The following is a 14,018-nucleotide window of genomic DNA, read 5'->3' on the forward strand; positions in this document are numbered from 1 at the left end:
ATCCATGTTTCCCTAAGGGAAACTCGTCATGAAATAATGATAGCGATATCAATTTTGCGCGTTGCGACACGCTATTTTACCGCTTGCAATCGCTGATCGACGCCCGAATCACGCAAATGGGATTCGATTTCGGTCAGCAATCGGGCCAAGCCAGCGGCATCCGCGGCCTCTGCGCGAGCGGTCAGTGCATTCTGGGTATTGGACGCGCGCAGCAGCCACCAACCATCCATGGTGCGCACACGGGCGCCGTCGATGGATTCCATATTTGCACCGGATGCGCGCAGCCGGGCACTTATTTCATCTATGATCGCGAACTTGCGGTCCTCCGGCACGGCGATGCGGATTTCGGGCGTATTGACCATCTCCGCCATCTCGCCGCGCAGGTCTGTGATGGTGCGGCGCAGCCGTGCCGCGGCACGGATCAGCCGGACGGCGGCATAGAGTCCATCGTCAAAGCCATAGAAATCATCGGCGAACATGATGTGGCCGGTCATCTCGCCACCCAGCGGACTCCCAATCTGCTTCATTTTGGACTTGATATGGCTATGCCCGGTCTTCCACAGCACCGGTTCGCCGCCGAGCCGTTCAATTTCGTCGAACAGGGCCTGGCTGGCCTTCACATCCGCGACGATCGGGGCGCCGGGACGATCCTTCAGCACCACCTGCGCGAACAGGCCGAGCAGCTGGTCGCCCCAGATGATCCGGCCGATGCCGTCGACCACGCCGATCCGGTCGCCATCGCCATCGAAAGCCACGCCGAAATCGAGCTTCCTGGAGAGGACAAGGGAACGAAGATCGGCCAGATTCGCTTCTTCGGTAGGATCAGGATGATGATTGGGAAAATTGCCGTCTATGTCGGTGAAGAGCAGATGATGCTCACCCGGGAGGAGCTGCACCAGCTTCTCCACGACCGGTCCTGCGGCGCCGTTTCCCGCGTCCCAGCCGATCCGCCAGGCCGCCCCGTCAAAATCGCGCACCAGCCGTTCGACATAGGCCGGCATGATATCGACATCGCGCGCCCGGCCTTCGCCGACCAGCCAGTCGCCAACCGCCGCCATCGCGCCGAGCTGCTGGATCGCCTGGCCATGAAAGGGCGCATGATCCAGGACCAGCTTGAAGCCATTCTGATCTGCGGGATTATGGCTGCCGGTCACCTGGATGGCGCCCGCCACGTCCAGTTCGGCCTCGGCATAATAGAGCATCGGCGTGGGACCCAGGCCAACGCGCAGCACATCGACGCCGCTGTCGGTGAGGCCGCGCACCAACGCATCCTCCAGCATGGGCGAACTCAGCCGCCCGTCATAGCCGACCGCAACCGCTGATCCGCCAGCGCGCCGCACCCAGGTCGCGAAGCTGCGCCCCAGCGCATAGCCGTCCGCTTCCCCGAGCATCGGGCCGACGACGCCACGCATGTCATATTCGCGCAGCAGGGTCGGGTGGAAGCGGTGGGCCATATAGTCCTTTCTGGGGCAATCAGCCGGCGGACGGCCGATCCCGCTCGGCAAGGTCGGCGAGCAGCAGGTCGCGCGCGGCATTGATCTGGGCAGCCAGCGCTTCGGTTCCACCCTTGTCGGGATGGACCGAGGCGATCAGGCGGCGATGTGCGGCGCGGATATCGGTTGCGCGGGCCTCTGCCGACAGGCCGAGCAGGGCACGGGCGCCTTCCACATCGGCCCTGGCGGCGGCCATCGGCGGCGCGGCCTTGCGCCTGGCGCGCGGGGCACCCTTCTTCGTCTTGCCCTGCGAGGCGAAGAAGAGGGCGGCACCGAGCAGGATCGGCGCGCCCAGCGCCGGCTTGCCCTTGGCCGCCAGCACCGCGCCGACCAGCGCCGCGCCCAATGCCATGCCATCCTTGGTCGACATGCGCTGCAATCTCCCGGTCCAGATGAGCCAGCCCGCCAGGCCGATCAGCACCAGCGCGATCAGCCCCATCAGGCGGCGCCGAGCATGTCCACGGACGCAGCATGATCGCCGGTCGGCAAGGCCAATCCGGCCACCATCTCGCGCAATTCCTGGCGCGCGGCGATGTGGCTGATGCCTAAGTCGCCCAGATGCCCCTTGTCGAGCAGGGTAAGGCCCGAGGGGAAGAGTTCACGGAAGATGACCCGTTCCGACAATCCCGGAATGACGCGGAAGCCGACCCGGCGCGACAATTCCATCAGCGCATCGCCGACGCGCTTCTTGTTGCGGGCGTCATGATGCTGGACGCGGTTGCGCAGCACCACCCAGTCGATCGACACGCCATCGGCCTTGGCGCGGGACTTGCGCGCTTCGAAGATGAGTTCGGAATAGAAGGACAGGCGGCGCACCCGAAAGGTTTCGGCATCGACCTGGCCGATCAGGTCGAAGTCGACGAAACTGTCGTTCATCGGCGTGACCAGCGTGTTGGCGCGGGCCGCCATGTGGCGGGCGAAATCATCGTCGCGGCCGGGCGTGTCGACGATCAGGAAATCCTTGCCCTCGGCCACCGCCGCCGCCTGTTCATCGAGCGCGGCGACATTGTCGCCCTGGAACACCGCGAAATCGGGTGCCGACAGGTCGATGCTGCGGCGACGCGCGGTTTCGGCGCGGTTTTCCATATAGCGTGTGACGGTGCGCTGGCGCGGGTCGAGGTCGAGCAGGCCGACGCTATGGCCAAGCGCGGTCAGCGCGATCGCCGTGTGGACGGCGGTCGTCGACTTGCCGGTTCCGCCCTTTTCATTGGCGAAGACGATGAGATGCGTTTGCGCGTTCGCCATCGGACCTTGATAACCCCGTGTTTGTCGCTCTAGATTCTTGACGGTCCCGCAGCGCGAAGCCTAGCAGGACGCCCCTGTGTCCCTGCCCTTATCGGAGCCCCTCGTCCCGTGCAAATTCTCCGTGACCTTCCCGCCCTGCGCGCCGCCGTCGCCACGTTGAAGTCCGACGGAAAACCACTGGCGCTGGTGCCCACCATGGGCGCGCTGCATGACGGGCATATGGCGCTGGTCGAGGAAGCGCGCCGCCAAGGGCGCCATGTCGTGGTGTCGATCTTCGTCAATCCGCGCCAGTTCGGGCCGAACGAGGATCTGGACGCCTATCCCCGGCGCGAAGCGAAGGATGCGCAATTGCTGCAGGCGGCCGGCGTCGACATCCTGTGGGCGCCCAGCGTCGAGGTCATGTATCCGGCCGGCTATGCCACCAATATCCGCGTATCAGGCGTGAGCGAGGGGCTGGATGGCGCAGCGCGGCCGGGCCATTTCGATGGCGTCGCCACCGTCGTCACCAAGCTGTTCAACCAGGTCGCGCCCGACGTCGCGATCTTTGGCGAGAAGGATTATCAGCAGCTCGCCGTGATCCGTCGCATGGTCACCGACACCAATCTGGACATCGAGATCATCGGCATGCCGACCCAGCGGGCGGAGGATGGTTTGGCGCTGTCGTCACGCAACGCGTATCTCAGCGAGCAGGAGCGCAAGGATGCCCTGGCGCTGCCCCGCGCACTGGGTGAGGCGAAGCGCCAGATCGAGAAGGGCGAGCCGGTCGAGGCGGCACTGGCCAGAGCGATCGCCACGCTGGCGAGCCATGGTTTCGACCCGATCGACTATGTGACCCTGTGCGACGCAGACAGCCTGGAGCCGATCGCGACGCTCGACCGTCCGGCACGGCTGCTCAGCGCGGCGAAGCTTGGCAAGACCCGGCTGATCGACAATATCGCGGTCGATCCGGCCTAACCCGAAAGTCCGCGCTTGAGCAGGACAGCGGCAAGGACGAGCAGGCCGACTACCGCCCAGCCCTCCCAGGTGCGGGGACCATAGCCCCAGCCGATACGTTTGGGGCCGAACCAGATGCGCGGGTCATTCATGGGCGCCTTCCGCTTAACTTCGCACATTTCCCGCACATTTTGACATTATGTTGCGCGGGGGTGATCCTATTCGCTTGTCACCCGATCGGCGACGCCCCGGCTATAGCATGGCCATGGCGGCGTAGGACAGCAGACGAAGGGACCGGGGCAAAGGCCCCGATCCCCCGATCGATCAGAGCGCGCCGGCGGCCGGAGCGGTGCTGGCTTCGACCGGCGCCGCAGCCGGGGTCGCGGCGATCGGCGCGGACGTCGCTGCCGCGCTGTCGACCGAGAAGGCCAGATCCTCGTCCAGGAAGGCGGGAATGATCGAGCCCGACGGGATGTTGGCGCTGGTGCCGGTGGTGAAGAAGCCGGCGACCGGGATCAGCGCGATCGCACCGACGACGCCGGCAGTGCCGGTCACGCCCTTGTCGTTGAAGGTGCCCGTCAGGCGCACCTGCCGGCCCCCCAGCCGGATATAAAGCACGCGGCCTTCGATAAAGCCGGACTTGCCCCACATGCCCTTGTTGCGGACGCTGGTGATTTCCGCGATGCCGGGGGTGCCGGCCGGGATCACCACATTATTGCCGATCATCACCGCTTCGGCAGTCTCGATGTTGACGCGGTCGCCGACCTTCACCGCCTTCTTCTTGGTGGTGAGTTCGACCAGCGTGCGGATGGGCACCTTGGCACCGGCGCGCAGGACATTGCCATCGAGAGCAGGCGCGATGGTGACGGCAGGCTGCTGCGCAGCCGCCATCGGCGCGGCCAACGCGGCCGCGCAGAAAAACAGACGAATCATGATACCCCCACAGAAAGTCCGCAGGATGCGGACGTGCCGAGGCAAAGCATAGTCCGGCGAGTTGCGCCAGAGGCCAAGTAAAGCGCCCGATCTTTTCGGACGCTTTACGCTACGACCATCAGAAGGGGCGGACGATAACCATGATGACGATCACCGCCGCGGCGATGCCGGGCACTTCGTTCAGCATGCGCAACTGCTTGTCGGCAAGGCTGCGCTGACCGCGCGCAAGTTTCTTCGCATAGCCGGCGATCCAGCCATGATAGCCCGACAGCGCCAGGACGAAGAGCAGCTTCAGATGGAACCAGCCGAAATGCCAGGCGCCGATTTCCACCATCAGCATCAGCCCGAAGGCCCAGGTGAGGATCAGCGAGGGGTTGAGGATGATCTTGAGCAGCCGCGTCTCGCGCTCGATCCAGCGCTGGTCCTCCGCCGAACCCGGCACGGTTTCCTGATGATAGACGAAGAAGCGCGGCATCATGAACAGCCCCGCCATCAGGAAGATGACGAAGATGACATGGGCAGCCTTCACCCACAGATAGGCAGCGCCGAGATAGGGCATCAGCGTGTCTCCGTTCCGCGCACATGCGCGATCAGCGCCTCGACATGGGCGATCGGCGTATCGGGCAATATGCCATGGCCCAGATTGAAGATATGGGGCCGGCCGGCAAAGGCGGCGCGCAAGTTATCCACAGCCTGTTCCACCGCCTGACCGCCGGCGATCAGCGCCAGCGGGTCGAGATTGCCCTGCACCGGAAGCCCGGCGGGCAGCGCCTGGTTGGCCCAGTGGGGGTCGACCGTTTCATCCACGCCCACCGCATCGACGCCGGTGCCGATCGCATAGGCGGGCAGCTTCGCGCCGGCGCCCTTGGGAAAGCCGATCACCGGGATGTCGGGATGAAGCGCCTTCAATTTGCGGACGATCGCGGCATTGGGCTCTATCACCCAGCGTTCGAACTGGAGCGGGGCGAGGCTGCCGGCCCAGCTGTCGAACAATTGCACCGCTTCCACGCCCGCTGCGATCTGGCCGGAGAGATAGACGACGGTCGCATCGATGATGGCGTCGATCAGCGCGGCGAAGCGATCGGGCTGTTGATAAGCCATGCGCCGCGCGGCGCCCTGGTCCTTGCTGCCCTGTCCCGCGACCATATAGGTGGCGATCGTCCAGGGACTGCCTGCAAAGCCCAGGAAGGTCACCGACGGGTCCAGCGCGGACTTCACCTGCCGCACCGTTTCATACACAGCCTCGTAACGGCTGAAATCCGGTTTCAGCGCCGACAGGTCGGTCTCCGCCAGAATCGGGGCGAGACGCGGGCCTTCGCCGGCCTCGAACCAGAGATCCTGTCCCATCGCATAGGGGACGATCAAGATGTCGGAAAAGAGGATGGCGCCGTCGAAGCCGAAGCGGCGCAGCGGCTGGAGCGTGACCTCTGCCGCGGCGGCACTGTCATAGACCAGTTCGAGGAAGCCGCCCTTGTCGGCCCGGAGTGCGCGATATTCCGGCAGATAGCGACCAGCCTGGCGCATGAGCCACATTGGCGGGATGGGCGGCATCGCGCCGCGCAATACGGAAAGGAGCGGCTTGGCGCTGACTGCGCCGGCGTGAGCGTCGGGACCCGTCATGAACTCTCTACTTTATAAAGATATTTAAAAAGGAATGTTGAGGTTGTTGGGCTGTTGGTTCGGGGGTTTATGCGCTGTCCCCGCTTTTGCCAACAGCTTGACTCCTGGAGTCAGGCGATTCCGCGGCGAGTCATCAGAGTCATCCCCGTTACTCACAGGCTGTGGATAAGATTCCGGCCCTGTTGAGAGGCTGTGGATAAGATTCCGCTCTGTGGGGATGAAATGGGGCTTCAAAGTTATCCACAACTCTATCCCTTGCTTTATCCACAGGGGACTCACAGAGATATGTCTGTGTCACGTATCCATCTTCACCTGCTTTCGGACTCCACCGGCGAGACGCTGGAGAATATCGCCAAGGCGGCGATCGGCCTGTTCGAGAATGTCGAGGCGATCCGCCATTTCTGGCCGATGGTCCGATCCGAAGTGCATCTCGACCGGATCATGGAGGAGATATCCGCCCATCCCGGCCTGGTGCTGTTCACGCTTACCAACCATGTGCTGCGGCGGCGGCTGGAAACGCGCTGCCGTGCGCTCGGCCTGCCCCATGTCGCTGCGCTCGACAGCGTGGCCGATGCCCTGTCCAACATATTGGGGCAGGAAACCCGGACCCGGCCGGGCCGCAAGCATATCCTCGATGAAGCCTATTTTGCGCGGATCGAGGCGATTCAGTTCACCATCGCGCATGATGACGGCGTGGGGCACGAAAATTGGGAGGAGGCCGATATCGTCCTGGCGGGCGTGTCGCGCGCGTCCAAGACGCCGACCTCCATCTATCTGGCCAATCGCGGCTACAAGACCGCCAATATCCCGCTGGTGCCGGAATCGCCGCCGCCGCGCAGCCTCTATGGCCTGAAGCATCCGATGGTGGTGGGCCTGACCATCAGTCCCGAGCGGCTGATACAGATACGGCGCAACCGGCTGCTGTCGCTCAATCAGGCGCCCGAGACATCCTATGTCGATAGCGACAAGGTGCAGGATGAACTGGCCTTTGCCCGGCGGATGTTCGCCGACAATGGCTGGCCGGTGATCGATATGACTCGTCGGTCGATCGAGGAAGCGGCCGCCGCCATCATCAACCTGTTCAACGACCGCGAACTGGCGGAAGGAAATGAATCATGATCGTCCTAGCCTCGCAAAGCGCCAGCCGGCGCGCGATGTTGAGCGCGGCTGGCGTGCCGTTCGAGGCACTCTCGCCGGGTGTGGATGAAGAGGCCGCCAAGGACGCCCTGCGTGCCGACGGCCATGACGGGCGGGCACTGGCCGACGCGCTGGCGGAGCTGAAGGCGCTCAAGGTGTCGCGCCGGGTGCCGGGGGCGCTGGTGCTGGGCTGCGACCAGACTCTGACCCTCGACGATGGGACGATGATCGACAAGGCGATCGACAAGGCGGATGCCGCGCGCATCCTGCGCCTGCTGTCGGGCCGGGTCCATCATCTCCACAGTGCGGCGGTGATCGTGCTCAACAATGAACCGATCTGGCGCCATGTCGAACGGGTAAGAATGACGGTGCGGACCCTGTCCGACGGATTCATCGATTCCTATCTGGAGGACGACTGGGACGAATGCCAATGGTGCGTCGGCTGCTACCGGATCGAGGGACCGGGCGCGCAATTGTTCGCCAGGGTGGAAGGCAGCCAGTTCGGCATCCAGGGCCTGCCGCTGCTGCCGCTGCTTGACTTCCTGCGCATAAGGGGCGTTCTGGCGGCATGACCGACAAGCTCCCTTATGCAGAGGTGATCGGCGATCCGATCGCGCACAGCAAATCGCCACTTATCCACAATTTCTGGCTGCAGGCGCTGGATATCGAGGCGGAGTATAAGAAGACTCATGTGACGCCCGAGGGGCTGTCTGCCTATTTCCTGCAGCGCCGGGCCGATCCCGACTGGCTGGGTTGCAATGTCACCATTCCTCACAAGATCGCGGTGATGGACTATACCGACGATCCGGGCGGCGTGCGGGACCGGATCGGCGCGATGAACACCATCGCCAGCGAGACCGCGGGACCGCTGATCGGCACCAATACCGATGCGGGAGGCTTCCTGCAGCCGCTGCTGCGCGACAAGTGGAAGGGCCGCCATGCGGTGCTGATCGGCGCAGGCGGCGCCGCACGGGCGATCCTGTTCGCGCTCACCAGCCTGGGCGTGCCCGACATCACCATCATGGCGCGTGACCCGGCCAAGGGGCAGGCGCTGCTCGACCGGGCCGGGGTGAAGGGCAATGTGATCGGCATGGCTGATGCGCTGCCGGCTGCCGACCTGCTGGTCAACAGCACGTCGCTGGGCATGGTCGGCCAGCCGCTGCTGGATATCGACCTGTCGCCACTCCCGACCAGTGCGACCGTCTATGACATCGTCTATGCGCCGCTGGAGACCGGGCTGCTGAAGGCGGCGCGCGACCGGGGTCTCAAGACTCTCGATGGGCTGGAAATGCTGATCGGCCAGGCGGCACTGGCATTCGATATCTTCTTCGATGCCGAGGCGCCGCGCGAACTGGACGCGGAGTTGCGCGCGCTGCTGCTGGCGGCGGACTGAACGGAGACGGGGTGAAGATATACGGCCTCACCGGCTCGATCGGCATGGGCAAGTCGGCGGTCGCGGCGATGTTTCGCCGCGAGGGCGTGCCGGTGTTCGATGCCGATGCCGAGGTGCATCGATTGCAGGGGCCGGGAGGCCGGCTGCTCCCCGCGATCGAGGCGCGCTTTCCCGGTACCACCGGGCCGCAGGGCGTCGACCGAACCAAGCTGGGTGCGGCGGTGTTCGGTCATCCCGCCGAACTCAAGGCGCTGGAGGCGATCGTTCATCCCGCCGTAGGTGAGTCGCGCCGGCGATTCCTGAAAGGCCATCGTTCGCGCCGATTCGTGATTCTGGACGTGCCCCTGCTGTTCGAAAAGGGGGGCCACCGGCGCATGGCGGGCATCATCGTGGTCAGTGCGCCGGCCTGGAAGCAGCGGCGGCGCGTGCTGGCCCGCCCGGGCATGACGGTAGCAAAATTTCGCAATATCCTGCGCTTGCAGGTGCCAGACGCTGAAAAGCGGCTAAGGGCAGACTATATCATCAACACGGGTACGACATTTGCCGCAACCCGGGCACAGGTCAGGCGTCTGGTCGCTTGCCTTGGCGCCCGGACAGGCAGATAAGTAGAGACACAGAGAGTCGGTTCAAAAGGGCGATGCGCGAGATCATTTTCGACACCGAAACGACGGGATTTGATCCGGCATCCGGCGATCGGCTGGTCGAAATCGGGTGCATAGAGCTTATCAATCGCGTGCCGACCGGCCGCACTTTCCATGCTTATTATAATCCACAGCGCGACATGCCCTCCGCCGCCGAGGCGGTGCATGGCCTGTCGAGCCAGTTCCTGTCGGACAAGCCGTTGTTCCGCGACGGCGTGGCGGAATTGATGGCATTTCTGGGCGACAGCCCGCTGGTCGCGCATAATGCGCGCTTCGACTTCGGATTCTTGAATCATGAGCTGAAGCTGTGCGCGCGCGATGGCGTGTCGATGGACCGGATGATCGACACGGTCGCAATCGCCCGCACCCTGCATCCCGGCGCCAAGCACAGCCTGGACGCGCTGTGTACCCGCTACGGCATCGACCGCAGCCATCGCGTCAAGCATGGCGCGTTGCTCGACGCCGAACTGCTGGCGCAGCTCTATGTCGAATTGACCGGTGGCCGTCAGATCGGCCTGGGTCTTGCACAGGAGGAAGAGAAAGAGATCGTCAGGGTGGAACTGACGGAAACCGCCGTTGTTCGCCCTGTTCGTCCCGCGCGCGTCTTCACGGCGAGCGCGGAGGAGCTGGAGAGGCATGCCGCTTTCGTCGCGAAGCTGGATAAGCCGCTCTGGCTCGAGGAGGCGCCGCCGGCCTGAATGTGCCGGCGACTGCCTCGTGCCAACCGGGCCGCTGATCCGGCGACCCGGCAAGAATAAGGAGAAGGCATATGGATATTCGTATTTCCGGGCATCAGGTTGAGACGGGTGAGGCGCTCAAGCAGCACGTCAGCGACCGGCTGGAAGCGATAGCCGAGAAATATTTCTCCCGCACGATTTCCGCCCAGGTCACTTTTCGTCCGGCCCCGCATGGCGCCTTCCATTGCGACATCGTCTGCCATGTGATGACCGGCCTGATCCTGAAGGGGGCGGGCGAGGCACAGGAGGCCCATCCCGCCTTCGACCAGGCATCGGACCGGATCGAGAAGCAACTGCGTCGTTACATGCGCCGCCTGAAGGATCGCAGCATCCAGGCCGCCGCGGCCGAGGCGCAACGCGCCAATGGCTATAGCGTCGATGATATCGATGGTGCGGGCTACACCATCTTTGCCGCCGGCATCGACGAGGAGGAAGCCGCGGACGCGCCGCTGATCGTGGCGGAAACCCGGGTCGATATTCCCGAAGCCAGCGTGTCCGACGCGGTGATGATGCTGGACCTGCGCAACACCAATGCCCTGCTGTTCCTCAACGCCGGGACCGCCGCCTATAACATGGTCTATCGTCGCCAGGACGGCACGATCGGCTGGGTCGAACCGCGCGGTTGACGCCTCTCCTACCCGGGCCGCCTGTTGACCTCAGGGTGCAGGCGGCCTATGGGGCCGGGCTTTAGTTTCTCCGAGCAACGCGCATTTTTTTCGACAGGCTGGGCGCGCCTCGGCTGCCCCCGGAAGTAAAATGGTGCATTTCAACGATATTGTTTCGCCGGACGCATTGGCCACGAGCCTGTCCGTCAACGGCAAGAAGCAGCTGTTCCAGAAGATAGCAGCGCTGGCGGCGCGATCCTATGGCGTCGACGCCGACGACGTGGCCGAAGCACTGCTGGAACGCGAGCGATTGGGCTCCACCGGTTTTGGTGGCGGTGTCGCCATTCCCCATGCCAAGTTGGCCGGGCTCGATCGCATGTGCGGCGTGGTGGTCCTGCTCGATCCCGCCGCGGCTTTCGACGCGGTCGATGATGCGCCGGTCGATGTCGTGTTCGCGCTGCTTTCGCCGCAGGACAGCGGCGCCGAGCATCTGAAGACGCTGGCGCGTGTATCCCGTTATCTGCGCGAAGAGGCGCAGGTGACGCGCCTGCGCGGTGCCAAGTCGGCCGAGGCGCTGCATGCGCTGCTGGCCGGTGGTGAGGCGCGTGACGCTGCCTGAGGCAGCCGCGCTCGCCAGTGGCGAGGCGGCGCATTTCCGCGCGCTGGAGCACCTCTATAACAGCGCGCCGATCAACGACCTGTTCCAATCGACCCTGCGCGTGCCGGAGCCGGGTCGGTCGGTAATCGATTTCGAGGTTGACGCGCGGCATTTTCATGCCGCCGGCGCGGTGCATGGCACCGTGTATTTCAAGATGCTGGACGATGCGGCTTTCTATGCCGCCAACAGCCTGGTCAGCGACCGTTTCCTGCTGACCACCGCCTTCAACCTGCTCTTCACCCGGCCGATCGGCCCCGGAAAGCTGCGCGCCGAAGGGCGCTGGATCAGCGGCAAGCGCCGCGTCTATGTCGCCGAGGCGAGCATCCTCGATTCGGATGGCGAAGAGGTGGGCCGGGGCACCGGCACCTTCATGCGGTCGCAGATTCCGCTGTCATCGCTGCCGGGATATCATGGCTGAGGACAGTCCGTCCGCGCGGCTGACCAGCGCGATGCTGGTCGGGGCGCTGGTCAAGCGGGTCAATGCGGCGGGCGGCTTTGCCATGATATTGGCGAAGGGTGATGCAATGAGCGGCGTCATCCTGGTCCAGATTATGGAAAATGGAAGAGAATCCGCAATTTTCGAGCGGGTATCGAACTTTCGCGGTGGTCATGCATTGATGCGCTGTGGCCCCCCTGCCGAAGAGGGGGCGGAAGCATTCACGGCCTATGCCGAACGTCGGAAAAGGTCGGACCCCGACCTATGGCTGGTGGAACTCGATGTCGCAGATGCGGAACGGTTCGCCGCTGAAACGATCTGCTGATCGTTGACTCCTTGCACGCGCGCAGGCAGAGGCGGCCAACGCTGAACGCGCAGGTTGCCTGTATTCGTCCATGGGGGGCGGGCCGGTAAACACGCAGACGGGGGGCGGCCGAACGTCACAGAATATCGGTTACAATCGACGTTTTTGGCCAAGAACCGCATGATTTTGAGCTATAATGAGTTTTCGTTTGAAGGCCGCGATCATCGCGGCATTTACGCTGTCGGCCGCTGCGGCTGTTACAGCGTCGGACATGTCGAGCGCCAGCGAGGCCTCCCTGTCCTCGGTTTCCCTTCCGGAAACCGCCGCGCTGACTAGCGCGCCCACGGCCGGCACCAAGCCCGCCGTCGTTTTTGCTGCGCCGCAGGAAGTCGCGCAGTCGCTGCATTCCGGTCCGAAGGCTGGCAGCAATTTTTCGACCGATATCGAGTCCAAGGCCGAGACCCTGGCAGCCCTGGTTGATGCGCAAGGCGCTCCCGAGGATGTCGATGGCGACATGAAGTGCCTGGCCGGTGCGGTCTATTTCGAATCCAAGGGTGAAACGCTGGAAGGCCAGTTGGCCGTTGCCCGCGTGATCATCAATCGCGCCAAGTCCGGCCGCTTTGCCAGCAGCCTGTGCGGCGTCGTCTATCAACCTAGCCAGTTCAGCTTCGTGCGCGGCCATGGCATGCCGCCGATCAACATCGCCAGCGATTCCTGGCGCGAGGCGGTTGCGATCGCCCAGATCGCGCTGGACGATAGCTGGGACAGCCAGGCCGAAGGCGCGCTGTTCTTCCATGCCCGCCGTGTTTCGCCGGGTTGGGGCAAGACCAAGCTGGCGTCGATCGACAACCACATCTTCTATCGCTGATCCGCTCATCCTGAGTGACAGCGAGGCCCTTTTAAGGCCGGTTTGGACCCCATGTCCGAATCGGCCTTTTCTTTTGTTCCCTTCTTGTTCTAGTTTGGTGCCATGACTACCCAAGAAGCTGGCCAAGAAACCGATCGCTGTTCACCGCTGACCGACGGAACCGCGCTGGCGGTTGCGCGCGGCACGCTGCGCCTGTTCCATCGCCATGACATGAACGGCATAATGGAAGTGCCGCTGCCCAATGGCCGGCGGGCCGACATCATGGCGATCGACAGCGCCGGGCGCCTGACCATCGTCGAGATCAAGTGCAGCCGTGCGGACCTGCTGGGCGACATGAAATGGCCGGATTATTTCGATTATTGCGACCGCTATTTCTGGGCGGTGCCATCCGGCTTCGACACCAGCCTGTTCGACAGCGAGGCGCTGTGGCCGACGCGCACCGGCCTGATCGTCGCCGACCAATATGATGCCGAACTGGTGCGCGCGGCGCCGTTCGAGCCGCTGGCCGCCGCCCGGCGCAAGGCAGAGACGCTACGCTTCGCCCGCCGCGCCGCCCGCCGTCTGTCGGCGCTGGCCGACCCGGACTATGCGGCGGAATTGGGCTGGTAATATCAGAAAGAGGATGGTCGATGCGCTCGCATCTGGAATTTCGATCGGCAGTTTATGCAGACGATGGAGCGGCCATTGCCCAGGTTCTGGCCGAACGCCTGCCTCATTTTGGATTTCAAGCCCAGCCGATCGTTCAGGAGGATTGGGGCTGGTGCGTTCCGATCACGCATGAGGCTTTCTCTCTGTGGATCGGATGCGGCCACTATCAGGAATATCCTGACGGTGTGCTTTGTTTCATCGAACCTTCACGGCCCTTTGTGAGACGTTGGTTTCGTCGCATCAGCACCATGGAGACGGTAGAAAGGCTGGCTGATGCCCTAGAGGCGATTGTCGACGCCAGTGGCGAAGCGAAGCATATCCGCTGGTGGACTGACGATGAAGTGGCCGCGGGCTAAGCACGGCCACC

20 protein-coding genes are annotated in these 14,018 nt (G+C 63.9%); 13 read left to right on the forward strand and 7 right to left on the reverse strand.

Annotated elements, in window-relative coordinates; genetic code table 11:
- Nucleotides 1-71: 71 nt before the first annotated feature.
- Genes pgmG through GGQ90_RS17890 form a run of 3 tightly spaced genes read right to left on the reverse strand, consistent with a single transcriptional unit; the run spans nt 72 to nt 2,738 of the window.
- Nucleotides 72-1,454: a phosphoglucomutase/phosphomannomutase PgmG gene (gene pgmG / locus GGQ90_RS17880; protein ID WP_188083334.1), complete on the reverse strand. Its 1,383-nt coding sequence runs from the start codon at nt 1,452-1,454 to the stop codon at nt 72-74.
- Nucleotides 1,455-1,473: 19 nt separating this feature from the next.
- Nucleotides 1,474-1,932 (reverse strand): J domain-containing protein, encoded by a 459-nt coding sequence (locus GGQ90_RS17885; protein ID WP_188083335.1) that lies wholly within the window; start codon nt 1,930-1,932, stop codon nt 1,474-1,476.
- On the reverse strand, nt 1,932-2,738 hold the full coding sequence (locus GGQ90_RS17890) for a division plane positioning ATPase MipZ (RefSeq protein ID WP_188083336.1): 807 nt from the start codon (nt 2,736-2,738) through the stop codon (nt 1,932-1,934). The genes GGQ90_RS17885 and GGQ90_RS17890 overlap by 1 nt, the downstream gene beginning before the upstream one ends.
- 108 nt (nt 2,739-2,846) lie before the next feature.
- Between GGQ90_RS17890 and panC the strand changes: the two genes are divergently transcribed.
- Nucleotides 2,847-3,692 carry a pantoate--beta-alanine ligase gene (panC, locus tag GGQ90_RS17895; RefSeq protein ID WP_188083337.1) on the forward strand — a complete coding sequence of 282 codons (846 nt, stop codon included), beginning with the start codon at nt 2,847-2,849 and terminating at the stop codon, nt 3,690-3,692.
- Here panC and GGQ90_RS29715 read toward each other — a convergent pair.
- The 4 genes from GGQ90_RS29715 to hemE form a co-directional block, all read right to left on the reverse strand.
- Nucleotides 3,689-3,823, reverse strand: coding sequence for a hypothetical protein (locus GGQ90_RS29715; RefSeq protein ID WP_281391445.1), 135 nt, complete (start codon nt 3,821-3,823; stop codon nt 3,689-3,691). The genes panC and GGQ90_RS29715 overlap by 4 nt on opposite strands.
- A 172-nt stretch (nt 3,824-3,995) precedes the next feature.
- A complete protein-coding gene (locus GGQ90_RS17900) occupies nt 3,996-4,604 on the reverse strand; it encodes a hypothetical protein (RefSeq protein WP_188083338.1) in 609 nt (202 codons plus the stop codon).
- Nucleotides 4,605-4,722: 118 nt separating this feature from the next.
- Nucleotides 4,723-5,163: a CopD family protein gene (locus tag GGQ90_RS17905; RefSeq protein ID WP_188083339.1), complete on the reverse strand. Its 441-nt coding sequence runs from the start codon at nt 5,161-5,163 to the stop codon at nt 4,723-4,725.
- Nucleotides 5,163-6,224 (reverse strand): uroporphyrinogen decarboxylase, encoded by a 1,062-nt coding sequence (gene hemE, locus GGQ90_RS17910; RefSeq protein ID WP_188083340.1) that lies wholly within the window; start codon nt 6,222-6,224, stop codon nt 5,163-5,165. Before hemE ends, GGQ90_RS17905 begins: the two co-directional genes overlap by 1 nt.
- 291 nt (nt 6,225-6,515) lie before the next feature.
- Here hemE and GGQ90_RS17915 point away from each other — a divergent pair, with 291 nt between their 5' ends.
- The 12 genes from GGQ90_RS17915 to GGQ90_RS17970 all read left to right on the forward strand — a co-directional run bounded on the left by GGQ90_RS17915 (nt 6,516) and on the right by GGQ90_RS17970 (nt 14,007).
- Nucleotides 6,516-7,343, forward strand: a complete 828-nt coding sequence (locus GGQ90_RS17915; protein WP_188083410.1) for a pyruvate, phosphate dikinase/phosphoenolpyruvate synthase regulator — start codon at nt 6,516-6,518, stop codon at nt 7,341-7,343.
- Nucleotides 7,340-7,933, forward strand: a complete 594-nt coding sequence (locus GGQ90_RS17920) for a Maf family protein (protein WP_188083341.1) — start codon at nt 7,340-7,342, stop codon at nt 7,931-7,933. Before GGQ90_RS17915 ends, GGQ90_RS17920 begins: the two co-directional genes overlap by 4 nt.
- Nucleotides 7,930-8,754: a shikimate dehydrogenase gene (aroE, locus tag GGQ90_RS17925; RefSeq protein ID WP_188083342.1), complete on the forward strand. Its 825-nt coding sequence runs from the start codon at nt 7,930-7,932 to the stop codon at nt 8,752-8,754. Before GGQ90_RS17920 ends, aroE begins: the two co-directional genes overlap by 4 nt.
- An 11-nt stretch (nt 8,755-8,765) precedes the next feature.
- Nucleotides 8,766-9,359, forward strand: coding sequence for a dephospho-CoA kinase (gene coaE / locus GGQ90_RS17930; RefSeq protein WP_188083343.1), 594 nt, complete (start codon nt 8,766-8,768; stop codon nt 9,357-9,359).
- A 32-nt stretch (nt 9,360-9,391) separates the two neighbouring features.
- Complete coding sequence (gene dnaQ / locus GGQ90_RS17935; protein ID WP_188083344.1) at nt 9,392-10,093, forward strand: DNA polymerase III subunit epsilon; 702 nt, start codon at nt 9,392-9,394, stop codon at nt 10,091-10,093.
- A 71-nt stretch (nt 10,094-10,164) separates the two neighbouring features.
- A complete protein-coding gene (gene hpf / locus GGQ90_RS17940; RefSeq protein ID WP_188083345.1) occupies nt 10,165-10,758 on the forward strand; it encodes a ribosome hibernation-promoting factor, HPF/YfiA family in 594 nt (197 codons plus the stop codon).
- A 130-nt stretch (nt 10,759-10,888) separates the two neighbouring features.
- Nucleotides 10,889-11,356 (forward strand): PTS sugar transporter subunit IIA, encoded by a 468-nt coding sequence (locus GGQ90_RS17945; protein WP_188083346.1) that lies wholly within the window; start codon nt 10,889-10,891, stop codon nt 11,354-11,356.
- Nucleotides 11,316-11,813, forward strand: a complete 498-nt coding sequence (locus GGQ90_RS17950; protein ID WP_188083347.1) for a PaaI family thioesterase — start codon at nt 11,316-11,318, stop codon at nt 11,811-11,813. The genes GGQ90_RS17945 and GGQ90_RS17950 overlap by 41 nt, the downstream gene beginning before the upstream one ends.
- Nucleotides 11,806-12,156 (forward strand): DUF1491 family protein, encoded by a 351-nt coding sequence (locus GGQ90_RS17955; protein ID WP_188083348.1) that lies wholly within the window; start codon nt 11,806-11,808, stop codon nt 12,154-12,156. The genes GGQ90_RS17950 and GGQ90_RS17955 overlap by 8 nt, the downstream gene beginning before the upstream one ends.
- A 175-nt stretch (nt 12,157-12,331) precedes the next feature.
- Nucleotides 12,332-13,003 (forward strand): cell wall hydrolase, encoded by a 672-nt coding sequence (locus GGQ90_RS17960; protein ID WP_188083349.1) that lies wholly within the window; start codon nt 12,332-12,334, stop codon nt 13,001-13,003.
- A gap of 102 nt (nt 13,004-13,105) precedes the next feature.
- Complete coding sequence (locus GGQ90_RS17965; protein ID WP_188083350.1) at nt 13,106-13,612, forward strand: MmcB family DNA repair protein; 507 nt, start codon at nt 13,106-13,108, stop codon at nt 13,610-13,612.
- Nucleotides 13,613-13,632: 20 nt separating this feature from the next.
- Nucleotides 13,633-14,007 carry a hypothetical protein gene (locus GGQ90_RS17970; protein ID WP_188083351.1) on the forward strand — a complete coding sequence of 125 codons (375 nt, stop codon included), beginning with the start codon at nt 13,633-13,635 and terminating at the stop codon, nt 14,005-14,007.
- Nucleotides 14,008-14,018 lie beyond the last annotated feature (11 nt).

Source organism: Sphingobium scionense (assembly GCF_014197035.1).
In the GTDB taxonomy this organism is placed as follows: Bacteria; Pseudomonadota; Alphaproteobacteria; order Sphingomonadales; family Sphingomonadaceae; genus Sphingobium; species Sphingobium scionense.

Bases quoted from the DNA above. Each gene is read 5' to 3' on its own strand.
- pgmG (WP_188083334.1), bottom strand. From the start codon at position 1,454: ATGGCCCACCGCTTCCACCCGACCCTGCTGCGCGAATATGACATGCGT.
- GGQ90_RS17885 (WP_188083335.1), bottom strand. From the start codon at position 1,932: ATGGGGCTGATCGCGCTGGTGCTGATCGGCCTGGCGGGCTGGCTCATC.
- GGQ90_RS17890 (WP_188083336.1), bottom strand. From the start codon at position 2,738: ATGGCGAACGCGCAAACGCATCTCATCGTCTTCGCCAATGAAAAGGGC.
- GGQ90_RS29715 (WP_281391445.1), bottom strand. From the start codon at position 3,823: ATGAATGACCCGCGCATCTGGTTCGGCCCCAAACGTATCGGCTGGGGC.
- GGQ90_RS17900 (WP_188083338.1), bottom strand. From the start codon at position 4,604: ATGATTCGTCTGTTTTTCTGCGCGGCCGCGTTGGCCGCGCCGATGGCG.
- GGQ90_RS17905 (WP_188083339.1), bottom strand. From the start codon at position 5,163: ATGCCCTATCTCGGCGCTGCCTATCTGTGGGTGAAGGCTGCCCATGTC.
- hemE (WP_188083340.1), bottom strand. From the start codon at position 6,224: ATGACGGGTCCCGACGCTCACGCCGGCGCAGTCAGCGCCAAGCCGCTC.
- GGQ90_RS17920 (WP_188083341.1), top strand. From the start codon at position 7,340: ATGATCGTCCTAGCCTCGCAAAGCGCCAGCCGGCGCGCGATGTTGAGC.
- aroE (WP_188083342.1), top strand. From the start codon at position 7,930: ATGACCGACAAGCTCCCTTATGCAGAGGTGATCGGCGATCCGATCGCG.
- dnaQ (WP_188083344.1), top strand. From the start codon at position 9,392: ATGCGCGAGATCATTTTCGACACCGAAACGACGGGATTTGATCCGGCA.
- hpf (WP_188083345.1), top strand. From the start codon at position 10,165: ATGGATATTCGTATTTCCGGGCATCAGGTTGAGACGGGTGAGGCGCTC.
- GGQ90_RS17945 (WP_188083346.1), top strand. From the start codon at position 10,889: ATGGTGCATTTCAACGATATTGTTTCGCCGGACGCATTGGCCACGAGC.
- GGQ90_RS17950 (WP_188083347.1), top strand. From the start codon at position 11,316: ATGCGCTGCTGGCCGGTGGTGAGGCGCGTGACGCTGCCTGAGGCAGCC.
- GGQ90_RS17955 (WP_188083348.1), top strand. From the start codon at position 11,806: ATGGCTGAGGACAGTCCGTCCGCGCGGCTGACCAGCGCGATGCTGGTC.
- GGQ90_RS17960 (WP_188083349.1), top strand. From the start codon at position 12,332: ATGAGTTTTCGTTTGAAGGCCGCGATCATCGCGGCATTTACGCTGTCG.
- GGQ90_RS17965 (WP_188083350.1), top strand. From the start codon at position 13,106: ATGACTACCCAAGAAGCTGGCCAAGAAACCGATCGCTGTTCACCGCTG.
- GGQ90_RS17970 (WP_188083351.1), top strand. From the start codon at position 13,633: ATGCGCTCGCATCTGGAATTTCGATCGGCAGTTTATGCAGACGATGGA.